Genomic DNA, 23,864 nt, shown 5'->3' on the forward strand with positions numbered 1-23,864 from the left:
GGGGGCGGGCATCCGGGGCGGTGGGGGGCTCGCGTCCGTGGGTCTGGCTCACCCGGGGGGGGGTTGGTTGCGGGGGGGGGGACCGGAAATGGGGCTGACACCCCATTTCCGGTCCCCGCCCCTTCCTTGAGCGTCACGCCTCGATGATCTGGATGTCCTCGAAGCCGGCGACGACCAGCTCGGCCTGCAACCTGGCGGCGTCGCCGACGATGACCATGTGCAGCGATTCCGGGATGAGAGAGGTGAACGCCGCGGTGGCGCCGGCCGCGGTCGTCTCCGCGATCCGCCGTCGCCGGGCGTTGATCCAGCCGACGGGCATGCCCATGGCCACCTCCCGACCCATCTCGTGCGCCAGGGAGCCGGTCGTCTCGTACGACAACGGTTCGCCGCCGTTGAGGTGATGCACGGCGTCTTCGCATTCCGCCGCGGTCAACCCGTGCGCACGGAACTCGGCGAGGATGCGGCGGATCTCCGACAGGGCCGGCACGGTCACCTCGGCCGCGACGGTGGTGTCGACGATGAACATGCCACCACGCACGCTCGGGGTGATCCGCGCCGAGATGCCGTAGGTGTAGCCCTTTTCCTCGCGGATGACACTGCTCAGCCGTGACCCCATCGACCCGCCCAGCACATGGGTGGCCACCAGCAGGTCGCAGAAATCGACATGGCGGGCGTCCACCGTCGGTGCGCCTAGGAGCAGGGCGCTCTGCACCGAGCCGGGACGATCGACCAGCCGGACGGTGCACACCGCGGCCTCGGGCTCCTGCGGTTGGCTGACGGTGTGTTCGCCGTCGGCCCAGCCGCCGAAGTATTGCCCGGCCAGTTCCTCGACGCGTTCCAGGGGCAGGTCACCCGCCGTGATCAAGGTGATGTTCGACGGGTGGGCGATGCGCGTCCAGTGGGCCGCGAGTGCGTCGCGTTCGATCCCCTGGATGCTCTCCCCGGTGCCACCCGGTGGGCGCGACATCCGGGTCTCGGCGGTGAAGCACCCCCGGAAGAACTCCACCGTGGCGCGCGCCTCGGCATCTGCCATCGCTCCATTCCAGTAGTCGAGGTGCTGAGCGCGCACCCGCTCGACGGCGTCCGGGGCGAAGGCCGGTCGGCTCATCGTCTCGGCCAGCAGGGCCAGGCCGGCCTCGGCGCGCGAGGCGGGCAGCGACATGCCGACCGCGGGGCCGGCCCACGTCAGCCCCGACTCGAAGTCGGCACCGAGATCGTCCAGATACTCGGCCGACTGTGTCGCGTCACGGCTGTCCGTGCCCTCCTCCAGACAGGCCACCAGCAGTGCCGTGATGCCGTCCTGACCGGCCGGCTCGCCGGACAGTGGGGCTCTCACCTGTGCGGACACGGTGAACAGGCCGCGCCCTGCGACCTCGATGTGGTGGCCGCGCAGACCGTTGGGCAGCTGCCACGACGTCGATTCGGGGAACGCCCACGGCGGAGACGCGGCGACGGACGGGCGAGGGGCGAATCCAGTGGACATCAGTACGAACCCCCGGGGACGTAGACGATCGTGTTGGCTGCCTGCGGGTCCAGCCACTTCCGGGCTGCGGCAGAGATCTGTTCGCCGTCCACGGCACGCATCCGATCGAGGTACTGGTCGGCTCGGTCCACGTCATCGAACAGACAGATACTGCGGGACAGCGCTTCGGCGCGGCCGGCGACGGCCTCCGCCTCACGCAGGTGGTTGTGTTCCAGCCGGGCCTTGACCCTGCGCAACTCCGCCTCGGTGGGGCCGTCGGCCGCCAGCCGGGCGATCTCGGCATCGATGATCGCCTCGCACCGGGCCGGGTCGACGCCGTTGTGCGCGAAGGCCGTGAGAGTGGCGATCGAGTTGCCGTCCTTGAGCCGCAGGACACCGCCGTCGACCCCACCGGCGAGATCGTCCTTACGGACCAGCCGCTCCATGAGACGGGAGCTCGCTCCCTCGGTGAGAACGCTGAGCGCCAGTTCCAGTGCGTCACATTCGGGCATCCCGTCGGCGGGGGCCCGCCAGCAACGCATGACCTGGGGCATCGGTACCGGTTCCTGGTCGACGACCCGGCGCTGTGGGTGTGTCACCGGCCCTGCCGACTCCGCCGCTCCGTGGTCGAACACCACCGGCGGCTGCGCCGGGATACCGCCGAAGTACCGCTCGGCGCTGGAGAGCGCCAACTCCGGCTCGACGTCGCCCACCAGGGTGAGGAAGGCGTTCGACGGCCGGTAGAACCGGCTGAAGAACTCCTGCGCGTCCGTCAGGGTGACCGCGTCCAGGTCGGCCATCGAGCCGATCGGCAGATGGTGGTACGGGTGTCCCGCCCCGAACGTGACCGAGGTCAGCCATTCGAAGGCCGTGCCGTACGGCACGTTGTCCATGGTCTGGAGCCGTTCGTTCTTGACGACATCCCGTTGGTTGTCGAGGCTTGCCTGGTCGAGCGCCTCGAGCAGGCCACCCATCCGGTCTGCCTCCAGCCACAGCGCCAGGTCGAGCGCCTCGGTCGGGACGACTTCCCAGTATTCGGTGTGATCGATGTGTGTCGAGGCGTTGAACATCGCACCCAGCGGCTGCAGCAGGGCGTCGTGCTCCCCAGCCTTCGCATGCGCCGATCCCTGGAACATCAGGTGCTCGAAGAGATGAGCCAACCCGGTCCGGCCCGGCGCCTCATGCTGTGAGCCGACCCGGTACCACAGGTTCACGGCGACGGCAGGCGCCGACGCTCGTCGCTCGACCGTCACGGTCAACCCGTTCGGCAACCTCGTCCGTGTGACTCGCGGAACGGAGAGAGTGGTCACGAAGCCTCCAGCGCATAGTGACGCAGTCAACTCAGACATCTGACGTGAATAGACTACTGTTCTAAACTGGTCATAGCAACCTGCTGATGTGACTGTGTCACTGGGCGGTGCGCCCGGGCTCCGGGGCTTCCCCCGGCAAGCCGGCTGTGATGACGGTCAGGTCCGAGCGATGGATCGTCTCCGTGCGCGTGCCGAGGTAGCAGTCCACGACCTGCTCGTCGGTGACCACGTCTTCCGGTGCTCCGGAGCAGATGACCGAACCCTGGTCCATGGCGATGATCCGCTCGGAAACGGTGGTCACCAGTGGGATGTCGTGTTCGATGATGACGATGGTCATGCCGAACTCGTTCCTCATGCGCATGATCAACTCCGGGTAGTGCTCGACCTCCCGCTGGGCGATGCCCGAGGAGGGCTCGTCGAGAAGCAGCACCTGCGGCTGCAGCGACGTCAGGCATGCCAGCTCGACGATGCGTCGGGTGCCGGTCGACAGTTCGCTGATGCTGCGCCCGAAGTACCGCCCGAGTCCGAAGAAGTCCACCAGCTCCTGGGCGACTTCGCGGCGTCGACGGCGGGAGCGTTCGATGCCGAGCAGACCCCGCAGCGCGCCGCTTCGGCACTGCCGCTCCAGAGCCAGTGACACCACGTCGATCACCTGCATGGTGGGGAACAACGCCGCGTCCTGGAACGAGCGGACGAGCCCCAGATCGGCTCGCCTCTCCGGCGAGAGCCGGGTGATGTCACGCCCGCAGTACCGGACCTCGCCCCGTGTCGGCCGCATGAACCCGCTGAGCATCTCGAACGTGGTCGTTTTCCCGGCACCGTTCGCTCCGATCACACCGACGATCTCGCCTGTGCCGATCGCGAAGTCGACCTGCCGGACCGCGGTGATCGCGCCGAAGTCCACGCCGAGGCCACGCGCCTCCAGGATGACGTCCGGAACGGGTTCGGGCGGGGCCAGCGTCCGCAGCTTCGGCAGCTCCCGCCTGGCCTTCGCCATCTCCTCGTCCGCCGCTGCCGCGGGGCCGTCCTCCTCGACGGTGCCGGTCGGCGTTTCGTCCTCGCCGGTCAGCCCTTCCGGTTCGCCGCGGACGGCCGCTTCCGCCGCCGGGCCGGACCGGCGCGCACGGGTCGGCAGCAGCCGCTCTCCCTCACCGCGCAGGTCGGCCATGCGCAGTCGTACGCCGTGCAGGCGCCCGATCATCACTGCGACGGCGTCGCGGACATACAGCAACAGCCCGCCCACACCGCGGGGATACATCATGATCAGGGCCAGGCCTCCGGTGTACGCGGCGGCAAGCGAGTTGGCCTCGTGCGTGCCTTCCCCCGAGGAGATCATGGGGATACCGATCGCCCACAGTGCGCCCAGCGGCCCGCCGCAGAGCGCGCTGACCCCGCCGACGATCACTCCGAGCATGATGATCGCCCCGCTGTCGCTGGGAAACACCGAAGCTGCCGCACGGCCACGGCCCTGGACGAGCAGTGCGCCGGCGATACCCGCGACCGCGCCGGCGATGGAGAACAGCTGGAGCCGCACCCGGTCGGTTCGGATCGAGTAGGAGCGGGCCGTGAAGACGTTGTCGCGGGCGGCGATCGCCACCCGGCCGAACGAGCCCGACCAGACGTTCCGGACGGCGAGCATGCACAAGGCGGTGATCACAAAGGCGAAGAGGAAGAAACGTCGACCGGGGAGGAACGGGAAGCCGGCGAGGACCGGCTGACCGATGGGGCGGCCCAGGTCGCCGAACAACCAGTTCAACGGGAGTATCGCCTTGTGAATCGTGACCGCGAAGCTTGCCGTGACCACGGTCAGGGTCAGGCCGCCGACGCGCAGCGCCGGGTAGGCGAGCAGGGCGGAGACGGCGCCACTCGCCAACGCCGCGCCCAGCAGTCCGAGAGTCGGGTTGTCCGTTCCGTCGAGAATGAGAAACGCCGTCGCCGCGCCGACGCCTGCGATCGCGTACTGGCCGAGCGAGAGATCCCCGCCCAACGCGATGATCAATCCGGCGGACAGGGCGATCAGCATCGCCAGGATGACCGTCGTCCAGGCGACGGCCGCGTCGTCGGAGCGGAGACCGGCCCAGAGGATCGCGCCGCCGGTCGTGAGCCAGCCGAGTGACGGAACCAGCCGGACACTCCACAGGTTCGTCAGGGCCTTGGGCAACGGACGCGAGATCGCCAGCGCGGACCAGCTCCCGACCGGATCCGCCCGATCCGCGACGCCGCGCAGCAGTAGCAGGGACGGCAGCAGGATGAGCAGGAGTGCGGTCTGGGTCTGCCCGGCGTACCGCGGACTCCAGAGGAGGACCTGCTCGACCATCCCGATCAGGACGCCGGCCACCATCGCCCGGGAATAGCTGCGCATTCCGGCGACCGCGGCGGCGGCGAGCGCCGCGAGGATGCCTGATCCGCCCAGCAAAACGTTGCCCCCCGTGGTGACCGCGTCGTTCGAGAAGAAGATCGACAACACGGTGACGCAGATCCCGCCGATGCCCCACGCCAGTGCGGTCATCATCCGTGGCGAGATCGCCGCGAGCATGGCCGATTCGGGGTTGGAGGCGCTCGCCCGGATCGCCAGACCGTAGGTCGTCCTGGTCATGAAATACGTGAGCGCGATGACAAGTACCGGCGCGGCGATGATGAGGCCGGTGTAGTTCCTGGTGACCAGAAGCGGTCCGATACTGAACTCGAAGAGACCGGGCGGCGCGGGGAACACCGCGGTGTGGATGTTCGCGTTCAACTGGTTCACGTAGGAGTTCAGGGTCACGGCCACGCCGATGGTCGCGGCGGCGGTCACCACACGGGGCATGCGGTTGAGGCGGCGGATGATCGCGAAGTCCACCAGCGTGCCGAGAAGGAATCCCGTGACCACCGCGACGACGGTGGCGATCCAGTACGGGACATCGAGGATGTTGACGAGAAAGGCAAGGGTCGTCGCGCCGAGCGAGCCGATAACGGGCTGGGCGAAGTTGACGACGTGACTGGTCCGGAAGACCAGGACCAGGCAGACGGCCAGCAGCCCGTAGCTCAGACCGATCAGGCCGCCGAGCACAAGGACGTAGGGCGGAGTCGCCAGCCCGAGGGCATGCGCGACCGGCAGCGCGGCCACCGTCAGAAGACCGCCGCCGAGCACCGCTCGCGCCGACTCGGGCAACTGCCGCCACTTGTCGAGGAGCCGTTCCCACATCATGTCGATTCCTCCGCCATCTGCCGCAGGAAGACGGCTCGCAGCAGTTCCGTGTCGTCGATGAGTTCTCGGCTGGGGCCGTCGAACAGAACCTGTCCCTGCTCCATGAAGCAGGCGCGCTGGGTCAGCGACAGCGCCACGTTCACCGACTGCTCGACGACGACCACCGATGTTCCGCTTCTGTTGATCATCCGGACCATGTCCAGCAGTTCCTCGACCACGATCGGTGCCAGTCCGAGGCTGAGTTCGTCGATCAGCAGAAGGCGGGGCCGGGTGATGTACGTGCTCGCCAGGCCCAGCATCTGCTGCTCGCCTCCGGACAGTCGTCCGGCCGGGGAGTTGCGTCTGGAAGCCAGCTTGGGAAACGCCTCGAACGCGTCGTCGAGGAGGCCCTCGACCACCTTGCGGCGGCCCCTGTGCTGGTAGGCGAAGCACCGCAGGTTCTCCACGACGGTGAGATCGGTGAAGACCGCCCGCCCGCCGGGAACCTGCGTGATACCGAGTTGCGACCGGCGATGTGCCTCGAGGTAGGTGATGTCATGCCCGTCCAGGCGAATCGTGCCGCGCTGTGGGAGGTCGACACCGGAAATCGCCCGCAGCAACGTCGACTTGCCGGCGCCGTTGACGCCGAGGAGGGAGACCATCTCGCCCTGTTCGACGTGGAAGTCCACGTCGAACAGCACCTGGGTCTGGCCGTACGAGAAGTCGAGGTTGCGGCAGGCGAGCAGCGGGACCTTGTTGCCCCGGCGGCGCATGTGCTCGATCACCTCCTCCTCGACGACGTCCTCGACCACCTTGTCGAGGTCCGTGCGAATCACGAGCCCGGTGTAGAACTGGTAGACGATGCCGATCAGAGTGAAGAGCGAGATGACGATCATCGCGGTCTGCAGGCTCACCTGGCTCGCCACGACGCCGAAGAGCGCGGTCGAGACGGCTGTGCCCGCCAGGAAAAACGTGCTCTGCACCGCGCCGACGTGCGGGCGCAGCGGCGCGGGTACCACCGTTTGCTGCGCCGCGTTCAGCGCCGGGCCGTTGAGGCCGGCGAACAGGCTGCCGGCCATCGTCCACGCCACCATGAAGGTGATGGCGAGGTAGTAGAACTGGATGACCGACACGACCAGCAGGACGACAGCCAGGATCGCGTTGATATAGAACAGGAGTGCCGGATTTCGCTGGAAGATCCTGTCCGACAGCGGCGCCAGCGCGTAGAAGGAGGCCAGGCCGACGACTTCGGAGGCCATGCTGAGAAGGCCACGCTGCGCGGCGCTGAGGTTGTACACGCCCGTGTAGTAGAACTGGAGGTACACCTGCAACGGCGCCGGCATGGCCACGATGAGGCCGCCGATGAGGGTCAACCGGAAGGTCTTGACCATCCAGACCCGACGGATGGCCTCGAACAGCGTGAGCTTGGTACCGGGCGGGCGGTCGGGACCCTCCAAATCCACGGACGTCCGGGACGCAACGCGCCTCCGGAGCCTGCTCCGCCGATCTCGTCGGATGTCCACCGGCACTGCGGGCTCGGTCCTGTCGCTGTCCGTGGGGCTGTGCTCCTGTTCCTCCTGCCTCCCGGACTTCTCGGGCCTCTCCGACTCGTCCCCGTGTCTGCGCACGACATCGCGCAGCGGCTTGATGTCGTACGTTCCGTAGCCCGGGTCACGCAGGCCCAGCGCCAGCATCGTGCAGACCACGCTGAAGGCGCCGGCCACCAGGTAGGCGCCGCGCCAGTTGAGCCCGAGCGGTCCGACCAGCAGGACGAGGCTGCCCTGTGCGAGCAGGCTCGCGATCGAGGTCGCCGAGGCGATGGCGGCCAGCACCCGGATCCGGACCTGAGGGGGATAGATGTCCATGGACAGCGACTGGTCGACCGTGCTGCTGGCCGAGGTGGTGAGGTTGTCCGCCAAGTAGATCAGCATGTAGGCGGGGGCTGTCATGACCAGCCCCGTCAGCGGCACCACCAGCGCGAACGCGATGGCCGACGTGAGCATCACGAACGCGCGCCGCGCCTTGTTCTGCACGAAGCGTGCGACCCAGACCGGCAACAGGGTGCTCATGGTCATGGTCACCACGTCGAGTGCGGCGAAGACTCCCGGCCCGAGGCCGAGCGAGGCGCCTATGTCGGGGGTGAGGAGATTGTCCACCGCGCCGGGCGCGAGCTGTGCCACACCGAGCGCCGTGATCGCGGTGAGCGGATAGAAGCTGAGGCCTTCCTCGCGCAGCACGCGCCGTAGGGATCGCTTGTCGACGAGGCCACCCGTACCGGTGGCCTCCCGTCCCTCCTGGAGGAGCTTCCGTGTCGTCTCGTGGGCCTCCTGCATGTAGTCGAGCCTGTCATCGGGTTCCGTGGCGTCAGCCGTCGCCCAGCCAGCGGACATGTGGCCCTCCCTCGCTTCTCAGTCGTTTTGCCGTGCGGGCGTCGACCGTGCTCCGCTCGGTCACGGTCTAGCTGGACACCCTGAAACTGATGCGCCAGTAGGCGTCGCCGACCCGCTTGCCGGCGGCGTCGATCAGAATGATCATCGCCGTGTGGCTGTCACCCTCTGCAGCGCCCTGCTGCGAGACGACGGACGGGATCGTCACCCGGCTTCTGGTGGTGAGGTAGGTGTGGTACCCGTCCGCGAGAACCTCGGGATCGGGGCACTGCGGGAAGTCTCCGGCACAGGGGTCGGTCAGGAGGTCCTTCAGGGGATGACCCGGTGGCATCACGTCACGGTCGACCACGACGGCGAACTTCCTGCCGTCCTTGAGGACGGACGGGTCGTTCAGGCGCCACCGCATGACGGTCGGCATGGTGACCGTTGCCAGGTTCCTGGGCGCGGTGATGGTGATCCGGTGATCGAGGGTGTAGCGGATGTCGTGGATGTCCGCGCATCCGGAGACGCCCAGCAGAGTTGTCGCCAGCGCCGATCCGAGGATCACCGTGGCCTTTCTTCGTGCGCGCCATCTCATGGCTCCCATCCTGGGAATCCCGTAAAGTCCAGTCAAGCGTCTTGGTAGGACTAGAACCATCATCTGGCCGACGTTTGCCTTGGCGATGTGCTCCCCATCCCTGGGGCGCAATGGTGCGCAAGTGTCTGCCGGGGCCGGCGCTTGGCACCTGGTGCCTGCCATGTGCGCCCATCCGGCGGGTTGATCATACCAAGCGCAATATTTGATATTGACAGCCTGAATCCCGGCGTGGTGTGCTGACGCCACGTGCCGCGGGTGCCTTCGTTCTCGCGGCGGTTGGGAGTGATGTCATGCCTTCTGCCCCCTACGACGTCGACGGGACTGGTATACGGCCCGGGCCGACCAAGGGTGCCCCGCACATCGGGGCGGCGTCGGAACTGACGCTGCCGCGGTTGCTCGCCGAGCACGAGTGGGTGATCGTGTGGTTCACCACCGAGTGGTGCGGGCCATGCGCCTCGCTGGCGCCGTTGCTCGACGAGTTCGCGGTCGCGCACCAGGACCGCTTCGCGGTCTTCGCGGTCGACGGCGACACCGAGCCGGAGTTGCTCCGCCGCTACCAGGTAAGCGGCTTCCCCACGCTGGCGTTGTTCCACCGGGGTATCCGGGTGTGGCAAGAACCCGGCTTCTATATGGGCAGGGACCTGGCCGAGTTCTTCCACGCGACGGCCGACGCGGTCGCTGAGATCGTCCGTGGGCGCGATGTCGCGGAGTGGGACTGTGAGCCCAAGCCGCCCTCGCCGCAGGGGGAGCGGGTCATCGTGGTGCCCGACGCGCCGGAGGGGCTGCTCCGGTGTGCGGTCGTCATCGGGTCGGAGGAAACGGAGACAGGGGAGGGGACCCACCATCTGCCGGCCGGTGCCGAACTGGCTGTGACCCTCTACGCGGACCACCGGCGGGAACAGCAGGTCGACAGCTCTCTGTTGGCCGGATTCGCGCCGGACAGCATCGACCAGCTGGCCGTCGACGGAGCCTCGGCGTTCCCGCAGGACCTCGGAAGGTATCCGGCGGTCCACCGGGTCTACTCCTTGCGGATCCAGGAATCGGATGCCGAGGTCCTCGCCCCCGAGCTGGCCGGAATGCCCCACCTCTGCATGGTCGGGCTTGAATCCCCCCGCTCCGCCCTGTCCGCTTCCGTGGTCGTCAATGGGTTGTGGGCGCTGCCTGGACTGGACGAGGCGTTGCCGCCCCTCCTGGGTGTCCACAGCGAGGGATCCGAGAGTTCGACGGAAGAACTCGCAGAGGGTGGGACGCTGGTGGTGACCGACGAGGACTGGGACCGGTACGCCGGCTCGGGTCTGGCGCTCGTGGAGTTCACCCTGGCGGGCGCCTCGCGCTGCGAGGCCGTCAGACCGTTGCTGGGCCACCTGGCCGACGAACGCCCGGACCTGGCCGTACTTGCGGTGGACCATTTCGCCACCGAGGAGAACGGCCCGCTCGATGCCCGCTTCGAGAATCTGCGGACCGATCCGGACCGCTTGCCGTTGCTGGTGCTGCTCCGTGACGGCCGGCAGATCTGGCGCTCGATGGACGTCGGTGACGCGCGATCATTCGACGAGGTGCTGCGGCCGGCCCTGCGAAGCGCCGATCAACGGCCCGGCCGCGCCCTCTCCCCGATGCCTGCCCGGCCGGCACGCACGCTCCGGCTTCCCGACGGGGCACTGTCGACCGAGCTGTTCCTCATGCCGCCGGAATCAGCCACGCAGCGGGCGACCCGGATCCGGCGGGGCGGAATCGTCGAGGTGCCGGCGGGATGGTCCGTGCAGGTGAGGTTCCGGCAGAGGGAGGGGGCAGCCCTTGTCGACCGATCGACGCTGGAGTCGTTCGGGCCCGGCGAACTGGACATCGTGATCTGCGGCGGGCCCGCCCTCGCCCCGTCCTCGGTCGCCGAGCTGGCCGCTGCTCTTGACGGTCGGAGTGATCTGCGGGAACTCTTCGTCTCTGCGGAGAACGTGAGCCAGTGGCTGCCGCCGCTGCTGCCGGCGCTGTCCACGCTCACAGGCCTGCGCAGTCTTGAGCTGTCGTCACCCGACGGATATTCAGGTGACGAGTTCGATGCCGGGGTCGGCAAGGACATCGCCGTGCTGCGGCGCGCACTCCCCGACACGATCGTCAACGGATGCTGGAGCGGACTGGAGGCCTGATGACGAAAATCGTCGCGGGGGCGGGTGGGCGGAGCCGTGCGTGCCGGCTGACGGCAGGTCTGCTCGCTCTCACCCTCGCCTTGGCGGGCTGTTCCACCACCGCGACGGCCGGCAAGACGGGCGGCGCCTCCAGCGCGGACGCGTTGACGCGTATTCCGTCCAAGGACGGACCCGGAGTGTCGCCCACCAGCATCCGTCTCACCAGCCCTCTTTTCGTGAGTGGCACCAAGGAGATGACCAAAGCGGTCGTCTCCTATTTCAACAGGACCGGCGGCATCGGCGGAAGGTCGATCGAGTTCGTCCCACCACCGGCTCTGCATGTGGCCGATGACGCCTCTGAAGCGCAGATCTCCGACGCGGAGTGCAGGGCATATCCGGCCGCCGACGTCTTCGCGGTGATAGGCGTGCCGCCGTTGGAAATTCCGTTCGACGGGACCAACTGCGCCCAGAACGCCGGCATCGTGACGGTCGAGGCCCCCGACGGGTTGTCCGACGTCGGGGTTGACGAAGACGACATCAGCGAGAATCCATTCCTGTTCGCACCGTCGGACATGACTTACCCGCGCCTGAACTCGACCTTGACTCAGCGGATTCGGGCGGACGGCATTCTGGCAGGGGTGAAGAAGATTGCTGTCCTCTACGATCCGGACACCGGCACTCCTGACGCGGACTTCCTCGTGGCCAAGCTGAGGGAGGGCAGCCCCGGGTACCGGGTCGACAAGGTGGCTCTCATTGACGCGGGGAATCCGGCAGCGATGCTGAGCCTGATCATCAAGCTGAAGGCAGCCGGGTACGACCTTCTTGTGCCGACCGGGAGCAGCGGCTCGGAGGTTCCGGATCCGGGCACACTGGTGGCACAGAAATACACTCCGAAGATCGCGGGCTTCGGGCTTGGGATCGACAAGGAGAGGATTTCGGGGCTACCGGTCGACTTCCTGCGGAAGATCGTTGCATACGACTTTCGCCCCTACAATGTGTTCCTGCCGGCATACCAGGTGCAGACCTTGCTCACGAGCCTGCCCGGAGCACGCGCCTGCTTCCAGATCCTGAACAAGGCCGGCGTCTCCTTCAGTGAATTCCCTTCTTTCCCGGTGATGATGTGCAGTCAGCTGAGCTTTCTGCGGGAGGCGCTCAAGGCAAGCGGAAGCACACATGTCAACGCTCAGGCCGTGTACGTCGGTTCGGGCCGGCTTGGTGAGAGTTTCCATGGCGCCGACAGTTTCGGTTCGAAGCTGACGCCGACGCGACGCGACGGCGCCAACGCCGTCCGCATGCTCCGCTACGACCCCGAAAGCAAGGGGTTCACCTTCTCCGGCCCGAACCTCTCCGTCGCACAGAAGTGACCCGGTAGGCCCATGCGATCAGCCGGCGCCCGTGGAACTGGGCGTTCGGTGCCGATCGAGAGAGGATCCGCTGCCCTGTACACCGTCTTACGGGCGCCGCGCCGACATCGGGTACGCCGCCGCGCCGATATGCCGCTGCTGGGCGGAGTACGGCCGCCGGTCGCCTCGCTCACCGTGTCACTTCTGGTGATCGCCGCCTTGGTGGTCGTCGCCCTGGGCCGCATCCACGCCGAGCAGGTGCCGCAAGCCGTGCTGGACGGGGAGCGGCAGATCGCCACGGACACCGCGGAGTTGGAGCGCATCGCGATCGACGCCGAGGCGACCTCGATCGGCCGCACTGCCGCGGCGTACACGCCGACGACTCCATCGACACCCGCCACCACGCTCAAGGGGCTGACCTCCGGCAGGAGGGCGGTCCTCGGCAGCGCCCTGCTCGACCCGCTCACCGGCGAACCGCTGGCGGCCGACGGCCGGCCGGTGTCACTGACCGGGGTGGACGTCGTTGCGATGATGTCCGGGCATGCTGCGATCCGGCCGCGCCTGATGCCCTCGGGCAACGGGTGTTGCCTGCTGTACTTCGCGAAGATCATGCTGCCCGCGCAGAGCGCGGACGCCGCCGCCGACCGGATCGGGAGCTCGAGTCCGACCGAGCGGCGCCGGTTGCTCGTGATCTCCGAGAACCTGCCCGGCCTCACGGCATACGGTGACGGGCGCACCGCCGAACTTCTCGGTGCCGCCGGTGGCGTGCTCGTCACCACTGCCCGGGGCACCGTGGCGCCGACCGCCGCAGACCGCGGTCTGCCCGCGGCGGCAACCCACGCGGCGTACGCTCAGCGACACCGAAGTGACGCCTCCGGAAGGATGCTCGGCGCGACCACGGGCGGTCGGCGTACCGTCGCAGGCTGGGCCCAGGTCGCCTCGGCGACCGGGCCGGGTTACACCGACGACCTCGGGCTGCTGGTGCTGACCTCCCGGACGGTGCCCGCGAGGACCGCCTCCGTCGACTACTCGGGGTTCGGGCTGACGGCGGCGGCGGCGCTTGCCGGGATCACGTTGCTGCTGGGGCTGGTGCTGTGGTTCTGCGTGCAACGGCCGCTGCTGGGACTGCGTCTGTCCGCCCGCCGCCTGGTCCGGGGCGCTACCGGAAGCGGGGCGGACACGTGGGTGGAGCTGGTCCGACCGGTTCACGTGTCCGGCTTTGGGGAACCGGCCCGGATCGGTCGGGCCTTGGAGTCCCTGCGTCAACAGTTGGCCGGCGCGAGCGGCCCGCAGGGACCTTCGGTGCGCCACAGGCCAGGATGCAGGGCGCTGGCCTTGGTCGCCGTGGTGCTGCTGGGCGGCTGGGCGCTTCCGATGATCTTCCTCTTGAACCGGGTGGACCCCGCCACCTCGGCTCCGGCTTCGGTCGTCGCGGATCAGCAGGCGCGCACCGAGATCGCGGCGGACCGGGTCCGGCAGTATCTCGACCAGTCGTACACCGGGCTGAGAGAGGTGGCCGGGAGCCTGTCCGGAAGGAGTCCGGCTGCGCAGACCGAGCTTCTGCTGCGTGTTCTCGCCGACCACAAGCAGTACCGCTCGCTGTATGTGCTCAGCCGTTCCGGCGGCATCACGTTGCGGGTGGGCGCGAGGCCGCTGCGCAGCATGATCCACCTGCCCGACGGCAGCGGGATCTGCACGGTCAACACCTCGGGCCGGATCCCGGCGATCGCCGCCTACGTCCCGGTCCCGGGCATCGACGGCGGTGCGCCGACGGCCGGGGCGGTCCTCTTGGGCGAGCTCGACGTGAACACGCTCAACTCCGCGCTGTCCAGGCCCCGGCTGGGGCGCGTCTGGCTGACGGGCGCCGGTGACAGGGTGCTGGCGTCGACCGTCGGCTACCGCGCCTACCAGGCGCTGCCCGAACCCGGCCTGACCCGGCTCGTCCGCGCCGCCCGGGGCGCACCGGGGACCGCGGGCACCGCGACCTCGGCGGTGCACGCCTCGTTCGCCGGCCTGTCGGTGGACGCCGCGGCGCCGCTGCCGCGGAGCGGCCCGACGGTGAGCCTCCCTTGGCACGTGGTGACGGCGGAGGGCACGGCGGCACGCCGGCTCCCCGCGGTGCAGGCGGAGCACCGTACCGCACTCGCCGGAATCCTCGGCATCACGGCGGGCGTGGTCTGCCTGGGCTGGCTGCACGCCCTGGTGATCCGGCCGCTGCGCACGGTCGCCCTGCGCTGCGAGCGGCTCGCCGAAGGGGACCGGCGCACGGTGCTGTACCCGGTCAACCACGACGAGGTCGGCTCGCTCACCCGCAGCCTGGAGCTGATCCGTCAGGCACTGGTGGAAGGTGGCCGAGCGGGCGGGTCCAGTCCCACCGCCACCCCTTCCCCTTCGCGTTCTCGGCCCGAGAACGCCCCCCAGCGTTAGAAGGACGGAATCATCGTGCTCTTCCTCTATGTCGTCCTCCTGCTGTGCTGCGCCGTGCTGCTGGTCGCCGGAATCCTGGAGCAGAAGCGGCACTTCGCCTCGCTGGCGCAGATACCGACGCGGGTCCTGGTGAACGGCATCCGTGGCAAGAGCTCGATCACCCGGCTGTGCGCCGGCGCGCTGCGCGGTGGTGGCCTGGTCACCGTTGCCAAGACCACCGGCAGCGCGGCACGGTTCATCCATCCGGACGCCACCGAGGAGCCGGTGTACCGCAAGTTCGACCTGGCCAACATCGTCGAGCAGATCGGCATCGTGCGGCGCGCGGCGGTATACCAGCCGGACGCGCTGGTGATCGAGTGCATGGCGGTGATGCCCGTGCTCCAGGAGATCAATCAGGAGAAGCTGATCCGCTCCGCCATCGGCGTACTGTGCAACGTCCGCGAGGACCACCTGGAGGAGATGGGGCCCACGCTGGACGATGTCGCCCGCTCGCTCTGCCGCTCCATGCCGGTGGGTGGGGTGTGTGTGACGGCGGAGAGGGACCGGCTGCACATCCTCCAGGAGGAGGCCGACCGACGGAACTGCCGTCTGGTCGTGGTCGACCCGGCGTCGGTGGCCGATGCCGAGCTGCGGGGCTTCAGCTGGTTCACCTTCAAGGAGAACGTGGCGATCGCGCTCGCCGTCGCCGAACTGCTGGGCGTGGACCGGCAGACCGCGTTGCAGGGCATGTGGGACGCCCCGCCCGACCCGGGCGTGCTGTCGGTGCAGCGCTATCTCACGCCGGGGGGCAAGCGGCTGCGGTTCGCCAACGTCTTCGCCGCGAACGACCCCGAGTCGACGCTGATGAACGTCCGGTACCTGGAGCAGCTCGGCGCGATCGGGCGGCCGCTCGACGTGGTCGTCAACTGCCGCCCGGACCGGGTCGAGCGCAACGGCCAGATGGGTGCCATCGTCTCCGACCTCGCTCCCGAGGTCGTCTTTCTGATCGGCCACCCGACCAAGAGCGCGCGCGACGCCATTCCCGCCGGTTTCACCGGGCGGGTGGTGGATCTCGGCGGCGACCGCCGGGACCCCGAGGAGCTGACCGCGGCGGTCCTCGCGGCACTCGGCCGGGCCTCCTCGCTGGTGGCGATCGGCAACATCCACGGCCAGGGTGAGCTGTTCCTGGACTGCCTGGCCGCACTGCCGCCGGACGACTCCTACGACTCCTACGACTGCGACGACTTCGACGACTTCGACGAGGTGCTCGCCGCGGTGGCCGAGGGCCGCCCGCCCGTACCGCGCGGGGAACCGAGCTGATGCGGTGGCCGGCGGCCCCGGAACGGATCAACCGCGACCGGGCGCCGCCCGCACGGCGTGCAGGTCTTCACCGACCTGGCCGCCCCACGACGGCTGTCGGGGGCCGGCAGTCGTAGAGGGTGAGGCTGCCGTTGGTGCGACGGCCGTAGGCCTCGGGGGGTACGGGACTGCACTCCGCCCTCACCCAGAGGGTGGCGAGGGTGGACGGGCGCTGGGAGGTGAGCAGCGCATAGCGCAGCTGGTGGGTGGCGAAGAGGGTGTCGAGCCGCTCGATCGTGGGGAAGGCGGTGTTGCCGGTGAAGCCGCCCATGACGAGCACGGGCTGGGACGCGGCGCGCAGGAGAGGGGCCGCGGTATAGGCGGCTTGGGCGGCGAGCAGATACTTCTCCCCGCGGCGGTGCGCGGTCAGATAGCGGAGCAGGGCGGCGTCCCGGGCGCTGGGCCGGTCGAGCCCGATCCTGCGAAGGGAGGCTCGGTGGCGGACGGCGTCGTGGTAGAAGGTGCCGACCGGACCGCACACCGGTGCCGTGGAGGCACCCGCGTAGAGCGGATCGAGGCAGGAGACGGCCCAGCCGGCTGGTACGACCAGGGTGGCCAGGATCCCGGCGGCGAGGGCCCAGTGGACCATACGGCTGGGGGTTCGCGGCCCTCGGGCCCACAGACCGAGCGCGCCGCACACCGCGAGCATCACGGCGACCGGCAGCAACCAGGAGAGGAACCGGGTCGGCCGGTCGAGCACCAGCGCCCAGGCCACCGTCACCACGATCGCCGAGGGCAGGGCCACGCGCCGCCGGCCACCGGCCTCGTACGCGCGCCGGAAGAGGGCGAGCCCGCCGCCGGCCAGGGCGGCCAGCGCCGGGGCGATGACGGAGGTGTAGTAGGCGTGGTTGCCGTTGGACGTGCTGAACACCGTGACGTGCACGGCCAGCCAGCCGCCCCAGAGCAGAAATCCCGCGCGCGGCAGGTCGGTTCGAGGCTGCCGGGCGCGCCAGGCGACGCCGAGTACCGCGGCGAGCACGGCCAGCGGCAGGAACCAGGCGACCTGCGGGCCGACCGTGTGGTTGATCAGTAGTCCCCAGCCGGTGTTTCCCGTGGTGCGGCTGGCCGCGGTGCCCGCGGCGGCGTCGAACGCGCCGGTGTCGCTGTCGAAGCGGCTCAGGCCGTTGTAGCCGAAGACCAGGCTGAACGGACTGTTGTCGGACGTGCCGTCGAGGTAGGGGCGGTCCGTGGCGGGCGTCGCCAGGACGAGCAGCATCCAGGAGCAGGAGACGACCAGGGCGACCGCACCGCCCAGCAGCGCCCGGAGAGCTCTCCTCGACGGCGTTCCCGGCGCGGCGAGTTGATGGACGGCGGCGAAAACCGGCAGTACCAGCCACGCCTGAAGCATCTTCGCCTGGAAAGCGAGCCCGACCCAGACACCGCAGGTGATCAGCGGGAGCAGCCGCCCGGTGCGCACCGCCTTGTCCAGCGCTCCGGCGGCCGCGACCAGCAGCAGAGTGAGCGTGGTGTCCGGGATGGTGGCCCTGGTGAGGACCACGGTCACCGGGGTGAGCGTGAGGACCAGAGCGGCGATCAGCGCGGCGAACGGCCCGGCCCAGGCCCGTACGACGCGGTGGAGCAGCCAGACGGTGAGCACTCCCTCGACGACCTGCGGCAGCGCCACGGCCCAGGTGTGCGGGCCGAAGAGCCAGACGGCGGCGGCCTCGGGCCAGAGGGCGCCGGGGAGTTTGTCGATGGTGATCGAACCGCTGGGGTCGAGCCCGCCGAAGAGCAGGGCGCGCCAGCTGGTGGCCATGGATCGCACCGCCGCGCTGTAGTACGGGTGGATCGCGGCGTGGTCGATGCCCCAGGCGTACAGCACCGTGGCGACGACGAGCACCGCGGCCAGCGCCGGGAGCTCCCAGCGCGGTGCGGCTTCCGGCCGGCGGAACGGGCGGTTCACCGCCCAGCGGCGGCGGCCGGCGCTGGTGGGCCGGGCGGCCGAGGTGACGATCATGGTGGCCCTTCTCGGATCAGTGGTCGGGTGGGGCGACGGCTCACAGACGGCGGGCGGCACGCAGACCGCGGGCGTAGAAGTCGGTGCCGTCCAGCAGCGCGCGGCCCGAGAGATCGCCCATGGTCGGGCCGTCGGCGGCGGAGCGGCTGGAGTAGAAGCGGTGGCGGCCGTGATTGTCGCGGCCCATGTACATGCCGACGTGGTCGATCAGCTTCGGCCGTTCCTTGATGATGGCGAAGAAGACCAGATCGCCCGGTTGCAGCGTGCTCAGGTCGGTGAGCCGTTCGCCGGTGTGGGGGATCAACAGGCGTCCGGGACCGTGGGCGGCGATGGCGAAGGCGCGGCGCGGCAGGCCGGTGCCCCCGGAGTCGGTGTTCGTGTGGTGCAGCGGAATGCCCATGCGGTAACCCCACAGGAGACGCTGGAAGCCGGAGCAGTCGACCTTGCCGTAGCGGGCCTTGTCCGGTCGTATGCGCGTGCCGTCCGGGAAGGTCCAGGGAATGCCCAGATAGTCGTAGAAGTCGGACTGCTCGTCGTGATAGGCGAAGGCCAAGGGATTGTCGACCTCTTGGTTGCGCGGGCCGAAGTGCGCGGTGCCGCGGTAGCGCACGCCCGCGCTGTTGTACTTGTCGGGCGCTCCGGCGCTGCTGTACTGGAAGGCCACGGCGAAGACGTCCGGGCTGGTGTCGCCCAGCGCCCTGGCGAACCAGTGCTCGAACCAGGTGCGCCTCTCCGCGCCACGCTGCCACGCGTACGGCAGCACCCGCACCCAGGCGCGTGTGGTCACCGTGGCGGCGGTGGTCCGCGGCTCACTGAAGGTGCGGGTGGGCCCGACGAGTACGGCGGTACGGGCGTCGTCGGTGAAGGTGGCGAGGGTACTGCCGTCGGCGGCGCGGACCATGGTGCGGTCGGGGCCGGACAGCCGCTCGAAGACGAAGCCCTCCGTGGGCCGGGTGCCCGGGCCGGCGCTCGTGCCGCGGTCACCGGTGCTGCTTCCAGCGCTGTCGGACCCGAGGTGGCCCAAGGCGTACCCGGCGGCCACCCCGGCGATCGTCCCGAGCGCGGTGCGGCGGACCGGTCCGCCCCTCTTGCTGTCAGGCTCGTGGTGCAAGGCTTGTCCTCCTGCGGGGAAGACTGAACGGGCGGCGGGTCAGCCGGTGGGCAGGGCACCGAGCAGCAGCCCCGCGACCAGCACCACGTACGTGGCCAGCGTCACCGCCGTGGTCGAGACGAGTGTGGCCGTGAGCGGCTGGCGGACCAGCTGGTAGGCGACCAGTCCGGGGACGATGAAGCCCAGCGTCTGTGAGGTGTACAGCAGCGGGAACTCGTGACTCAGGGCGAGCATCACGGTCGTCTGCATCAGCACCGCGGACAGCACCACGGCCGCGAACAGTCGCTTTCCGTAGAGGATCACATTGCGCTGCATCAGCTTCGTGGTGAAGAAGGTGAGTGCCGCGACGACGGCCATCAGTCCGGCCAGCTGCACGTCGGTGATGAGCGTGAGGGCGACCCAGCCCGGGGTGATCATCCCGCCGGGGGAGAGGTTGGTGGTCAGATAGCAGACGAGTGAGAAGACCAGCCCGAGGGCGATCCCGAGCGCGGCTGTCTGGGCGTTGAGGGAGGCGGGGGTCACTTACGGGGTCCTCGATTCGGTAAGGTCAATGCCCGGTCGTGATCAAGTGAAAATGAATAACTGGTCATACTAACCTTGTACCTTGTTGACGACAGTCCCCGCTGGAGAATCGTGAACTCTCCCCGCGGCGCCGGTCGCCGAGTCGGTGGGCTCAACCTGTACCGGGTGCCCGAGGCATACTGATATGTAAAATGTCAGTTGTTTGTCCTGGTGCACATACGGCCGCCGACCAGCAGGCGAGTGAGCGTTCGGGCGAGGTTCGGAGCTGGTGGGAGGCTAGTGGCATGACCGCTCTCGCGTCGCGCACGGGGAACCTGCCCGAGGCGTTCACCACGTTCGTGGGCAGGCGCCATGACATCGCCGAGGTCCGCCGTGTCCTTGGCTCGGCGCGGTTGCTGACGCTCACCGGGACGGGCGGAGTGGGCAAGACGCGGCTGGCGCTGGAAGTGGCCGCTGCGGTGCGGAAGGCCTTCCCCGACGGGACGTGGCTGGTCGACCTGGCACCGGTGCGGGAACCGTCGGCGGTGGCGACCACGGCCGCCGCCGCTGTGGGCATCGCGGACCTGGGCGACAGACCCGCCCTGGACCGGCTTGCCGAGCGCCTCGCCGAACGACGCGCGCTGATCGTGCTGGACAACTGTGAACACCTGGTCGACGCCTGCGCCGAACTGGCGGGCGTGCTGCTGTCGGCCTGCCCCGGACTGCGTGTGCTGGCGACGAGCCGCCAGACGCTGGGCATCGCCGGTGAGCATGTGTTCACGGTGCCGCCCCTGAAGGTGCCGGACGAGGCGGTCGAACTCCTGCGGGACCGCGCCTGCGCCGTACGGCCCGAATTCCGGATCACCGACGCCAACTGGGACACGGTCTCCCGGCTGTGCGCCGAGCTGGACGGGCTGCCGCTGGCCATCGAGCTGACCGCGTCCCGGCTGCGTACGCTCACCGTGGAACAGGCCGTGGACCGGCTGGAGGACCGTTTCGCGCTGCTCACCGGGGGCAGCAGGACCGCGCGGCCGCGGCAGCGCACGCTGCGCGCGGCGATGGAATGGAGTTACGAGCTGTGTTCCCCGGCCGAGCGGCTGCTGTGGAACCGGCTGTCGGTCTTCGCCGGCGACTTCGGCCTGGACGCGGCCGAGGACGTCTGTGCCGGAGAGGGTCTTCCCACGCCGGAGGTGCTGGACGTCCTTGACGGACTGGTCGTCCAGTCCGTCGTCCTGCCCACCGAGGAGGAGGGCCTGCCGCGCTACCGGCTTCTGGCGACCATTCGCGAGTACGGCCGGGAGCGGCTCGCCGAGTCCGGCGAGGAGAAACGCCTGCTGCGCAGGCACCGCGACTTCCACCTCGCCCTCGCCGAGGGTATCGCCGACCGCTGGTACGGCCCGGGCCAGGAGGAGGCACTGACCAGGCTGCGTGCCGAGCACGCCAATCTGATGGCCGCGCTGGCCCATGGCGACGATCCGCAGGCCACCCTCGCGCTGGCCACCGCGCTGCGCTACCACTGGTGCGCCGGCGGATTCCTCGCCGAAGGGCGACGGCAGCTCGACCGTGCTCTCGCCGCCGCGCCCGACCCCACTCCGGCTCGCGCCCGGGCGCTGTGCGCCGCGTCCTGGGCGGCGCTGCTGCAGAGCGACCGTGCGGCAGCCGACCGGTGGCTGGCCGAGGCCGGAGAGCTGGCCGAGCGGCAGGACGACCCGGCGCTGCGTGCGCACGTCGTGGGCCTTCGTGGCATGGAGGCGGCGTTCCAGGGGAGGCTGGCGGAGGCGATGCCGTTGTTCGAGTGTGCGGTCGCCGCCCACACGACGGCCGCGGGGAAGGCCCCGGCGGTGTTCGAGCTGTTCCAACTGGGTGCCGTGCAGATGGACTTGGGAGATCCGCGGGGGCGGGAGACCGGCCGACGCGCGGTCGCGTTGGCGGAGGCGCACGGTGAGCGGTGGGCGCGCGCGCATGCGCTGTGGACGCTGAGCTGCCACGCGTGGAGGCAGGGCGAGCGTGCGGAAGCCCTGGGGCTGATCCGGGCCGCGCTCGAGATCGAGCGGGGCTTCAACGAGCCGCTCAGCGCGGCGCTGATGCTGGAGACGCTCGCCTGGATCCTCGCTTCCTACGGCGAGTGCGAGCGAGCGGGCCGGATACTCGGGTCCACGCGCAAGATGTGGCGCGATGTGGGTGCGGACATCTCCGCGTTCGGTCCGCCGCTGGACGACGACCACGCACGGTGCGAACAGTCGGTCGTACGAGCACTGGGACAGCAGGGGTACGAGAGGGCACTCACGGTCGGTGGCGGCCACGACAACCCCAGGCAGGCCATCGACTGTGCCCTCGCCGACGACGTCGAACCGGCCGCCGCCCCAACACCCGCTCCCGGCCCTCTGACGCGTCGGGAGCTGGAGGTGGCCGCGTTGGTGGCCAGAGGCATGAGCAATCGGCAGATCGCCGCCAGGCTGGTCCTCTCCCTGCGCACGGTCGACTTCCACGTGGGGAACATCCGCGCCAAGCTCGGCTTCGGCAGCCGGGCGCAGGTCGCCGCCTGGTGGGCCACGCAAGCACCACCCACCCAGTGAAGTCACGCCCGGTGGCGTGGGGTGACCGACGGCCACTCGGCCCAGCCTGAGCCCGGGTGATGGGTGGCGCGTCGACTGGGGGCTTCGTACCGCGGCAGGTGGCGAACCGGGTGATCTCGGCATCCGGATGCCGAGGGAAGACCACGTCCACCGTCTCGGCGAGTCGCCCCGTGGCGATGCAGGTGGCACCCGGCTGCCGCAGCGGAGCGAGCATCTGCTCGTCCCAAAGCCGGCGGCGCTACCATCGCGGACTGCGGCGCGTCTCCCGCCAGTCGGCCATGGCCGGCATCCGCTGAAGCCCAGAGTGCCACCGGCTCCACGATCGCAAGCGGGCGCGCTCTCAGTGCGACACGCATCGCGCACTCCGAGCAACTCGGTGATCGCGCAGGGCAACCTGCTTCACCACCTCCAGGATGCAGAGGAACGACCCACCTCGTAAAACTACCGGGTACCGCGAGACCCGCAGAAATACCAGTAGCTGCGGAGGCACCTGCGGACCGACCCTTGTGCCACGTCACAGCGGGTCCAGCCCGGCGCACGGCTCCGCGCCCTCCCCCGCACGAAGACGGTACGCACTGGTCCGCGCCTGAGAGCGCTCTCACCCCGGCGGCGCCGCAGGCGCACAGCCGCAACCACTCCCCGACACGGAGAGCTCATGTTCGATCGAGCAGCAATGCATCTGCCCAGGTGGCGGATGCGATACCGGGTATCGGCGCTCGCGGCGCTCCTCGCCGCCGCCGCCATGCTGACCCAGGCCCTCCTCTGGACCAGTCCGGCGCGCGCCGCAGGGCTCTACTCCTGCTCGTCAGGCTTCGGCAACGGGACCTCGTGTTCCAATGTGGTCAACAACGACGAGGTCAGCCAACGGCAGTTGCCGACCCAGGTGTACCGCGGCGACTCGCGGTCGCCGTACGACATCTTCCGCCACGGCTTCACGGCGGTCGGCACCGACTACAACATCCCCCGCCACGTGCGCGGAGGCAACGCCGCGAACAGCGGCTACATCTCCACGAGCGCGGCGCTGTCGGAGTCGGAGACATTCGCCCGCAGCCAGGGCGGCCGCAATCTCGCCTCGGCGGCGTCGCAGCCCCAATGCCGGGCCGGGCGGTTCGCGCAATGGTCCACCGTTCCAGGACTCGGCTGGTGGCGTTACGAGGACTGCCTCAACGGGTGGGTGGAAGCGGACAGCTACGTGTATGTCATCGATTCCCACATGGCACGCAATGCCCTCTACATCCCCGACGAGGTTCGCGGGGACCCGACGCTGGAGCGCTACGCGAGCCAGCAGGAGTGGGCCTACGTCCACCACATTCCGAACACCGCGGTCATGGGCGTGCGCATCTACCGCATGAGGGCGCGCATGACGAACGGAAGGATCGACTTCCGGACCCAGACGTTCACCTATGACCGCTATGCGGGCAACTCCGCTCACACTCAGGCGCAGATCTCCTATGACCCGGGCGCCGACCCGGCGGCCCATTTCGGCGTGAACACCGACCTCGCCGTCCCCCCCATCCCGGGGAATCCGTATCACCGCGGCTGCGCGACAGTCAACCGGTGCAGGGGCGGCAACGGTGGCTGAGACCGAC

General features: G+C 69.4%; 14 protein-coding genes. 6 read left to right on the plus strand and 8 right to left on the minus strand.

The features are described 5' to 3' along the window. Window positions 1–133: 133 nt before the first annotated feature. From ABZ490_RS40735 to ABZ490_RS40755, 5 genes are all read right to left on the minus strand, one after another. Window positions 134–1,483, minus strand: a complete 1,350-nt coding sequence (locus ABZ490_RS40735; protein ID WP_359002374.1) for a pitrilysin family protein — start codon at window positions 1,481–1,483, stop codon at window positions 134–136. Next, the gene (locus ABZ490_RS40740) at window positions 1,483–2,715 is read right to left on the minus strand and encodes a pitrilysin family protein (protein WP_359002505.1); all 1,233 of its coding nucleotides are present in this window, start codon (window positions 2,713–2,715) and stop codon (window positions 1,483–1,485) included. The genes ABZ490_RS40735 and ABZ490_RS40740 overlap by 1 nt, the downstream gene beginning before the upstream one ends. A 154-nt stretch (window positions 2,716–2,869) precedes the next feature. After that, window positions 2,870–5,956 carry an ATP-binding cassette domain-containing protein gene (locus tag ABZ490_RS40745; protein WP_359002376.1) on the minus strand — a complete coding sequence of 1,029 codons (3,087 nt, stop codon included), beginning with the start codon at window positions 5,954–5,956 and terminating at the stop codon, window positions 2,870–2,872. Next, complete coding sequence (locus ABZ490_RS40750; RefSeq protein ID WP_359002379.1) at window positions 5,956–8,328, minus strand: ATP-binding protein; 2,373 nt, start codon at window positions 8,326–8,328, stop codon at window positions 5,956–5,958. Before ABZ490_RS40750 ends, ABZ490_RS40745 begins: the two co-directional genes overlap by 1 nt. A gap of 67 nt (window positions 8,329–8,395) precedes the next feature. After that, complete coding sequence (locus tag ABZ490_RS40755; protein WP_359002381.1) at window positions 8,396–8,902, minus strand: hypothetical protein; 507 nt, start codon at window positions 8,900–8,902, stop codon at window positions 8,396–8,398. A gap of 290 nt (window positions 8,903–9,192) precedes the next feature. Here ABZ490_RS40755 and ABZ490_RS40760 point away from each other — a divergent pair, with 290 nt between their 5' ends. The 4 genes from ABZ490_RS40760 to pgsB all read left to right on the plus strand — a co-directional run bounded on the left by ABZ490_RS40760 (window position 9,193) and on the right by pgsB (window position 16,091). After that, window positions 9,193–11,043 (plus strand): thioredoxin family protein, encoded by a 1,851-nt coding sequence (locus ABZ490_RS40760; RefSeq protein ID WP_359002383.1) that lies wholly within the window; start codon window positions 9,193–9,195, stop codon window positions 11,041–11,043. Continuing rightward, window positions 11,043–12,386 (plus strand): hypothetical protein, encoded by a 1,344-nt coding sequence (locus ABZ490_RS40765; protein ID WP_359002385.1) that lies wholly within the window; start codon window positions 11,043–11,045, stop codon window positions 12,384–12,386. Before ABZ490_RS40760 ends, ABZ490_RS40765 begins: the two co-directional genes overlap by 1 nt. Window positions 12,387–12,560: 174 nt before the next feature. Further along, entirely contained in the window at window positions 12,561–14,792 is a 2,232-nt protein-coding gene (locus ABZ490_RS40770; RefSeq protein ID WP_359002387.1) for a HAMP domain-containing protein, read from the plus strand. A 15-nt stretch (window positions 14,793–14,807) separates the two neighbouring features. Next, entirely contained in the window at window positions 14,808–16,091 is a 1,284-nt protein-coding gene (pgsB, locus tag ABZ490_RS40775) for a poly-gamma-glutamate synthase PgsB (RefSeq protein WP_359002389.1), read from the plus strand. A 67-nt stretch (window positions 16,092–16,158) separates the two neighbouring features. Here pgsB and ABZ490_RS40780 read toward each other — a convergent pair whose 3' ends face one another. From ABZ490_RS40780 to ABZ490_RS40790, 3 genes are read right to left on the minus strand one after another with little or no spacing between them, the layout of a single operon-like run. Further along, window positions 16,159–18,087: a glycosyltransferase family 39 protein gene (locus ABZ490_RS40780; RefSeq protein ID WP_359002391.1), complete on the minus strand. Its 1,929-nt coding sequence runs from the start codon at window positions 18,085–18,087 to the stop codon at window positions 16,159–16,161. 40 nt (window positions 18,088–18,127) lie between these two features. Beyond that, window positions 18,128–19,198, minus strand: coding sequence for an NlpC/P60 family protein (locus ABZ490_RS40785; protein WP_359002393.1), 1,071 nt, complete (start codon window positions 19,196–19,198; stop codon window positions 18,128–18,130). Window positions 19,199–19,237: 39 nt separating this feature from the next. Continuing rightward, window positions 19,238–19,720: a poly-gamma-glutamate biosynthesis protein PgsC/CapC gene (locus ABZ490_RS40790; RefSeq protein ID WP_359002395.1), complete on the minus strand. Its 483-nt coding sequence runs from the start codon at window positions 19,718–19,720 to the stop codon at window positions 19,238–19,240. A 284-nt stretch (window positions 19,721–20,004) separates the two neighbouring features. On the opposite strand from ABZ490_RS40790, the gene ABZ490_RS40795 reads away from it, so the two are divergent. Together ABZ490_RS40795 and ABZ490_RS40800 are read left to right on the plus strand one after the other, a co-directional pair. Beyond that, on the plus strand, window positions 20,005–22,275 hold the full coding sequence (locus tag ABZ490_RS40795) for a LuxR C-terminal-related transcriptional regulator (RefSeq protein WP_359002397.1): 2,271 nt from the start codon (window positions 20,005–20,007) through the stop codon (window positions 22,273–22,275). A 655-nt stretch (window positions 22,276–22,930) separates the two neighbouring features. Then, window positions 22,931–23,857: a hypothetical protein gene (locus ABZ490_RS40800; RefSeq protein ID WP_359002399.1), complete on the plus strand. Its 927-nt coding sequence runs from the start codon at window positions 22,931–22,933 to the stop codon at window positions 23,855–23,857. The last annotated feature ends 7 nt before the right edge of the window (window positions 23,858–23,864 follow it).

Source organism: Streptomyces sp. NPDC005811, assembly GCF_040630405.1.
GTDB lineage: Bacteria > Actinomycetota > Actinomycetes > Streptomycetales > Streptomycetaceae > Streptomyces.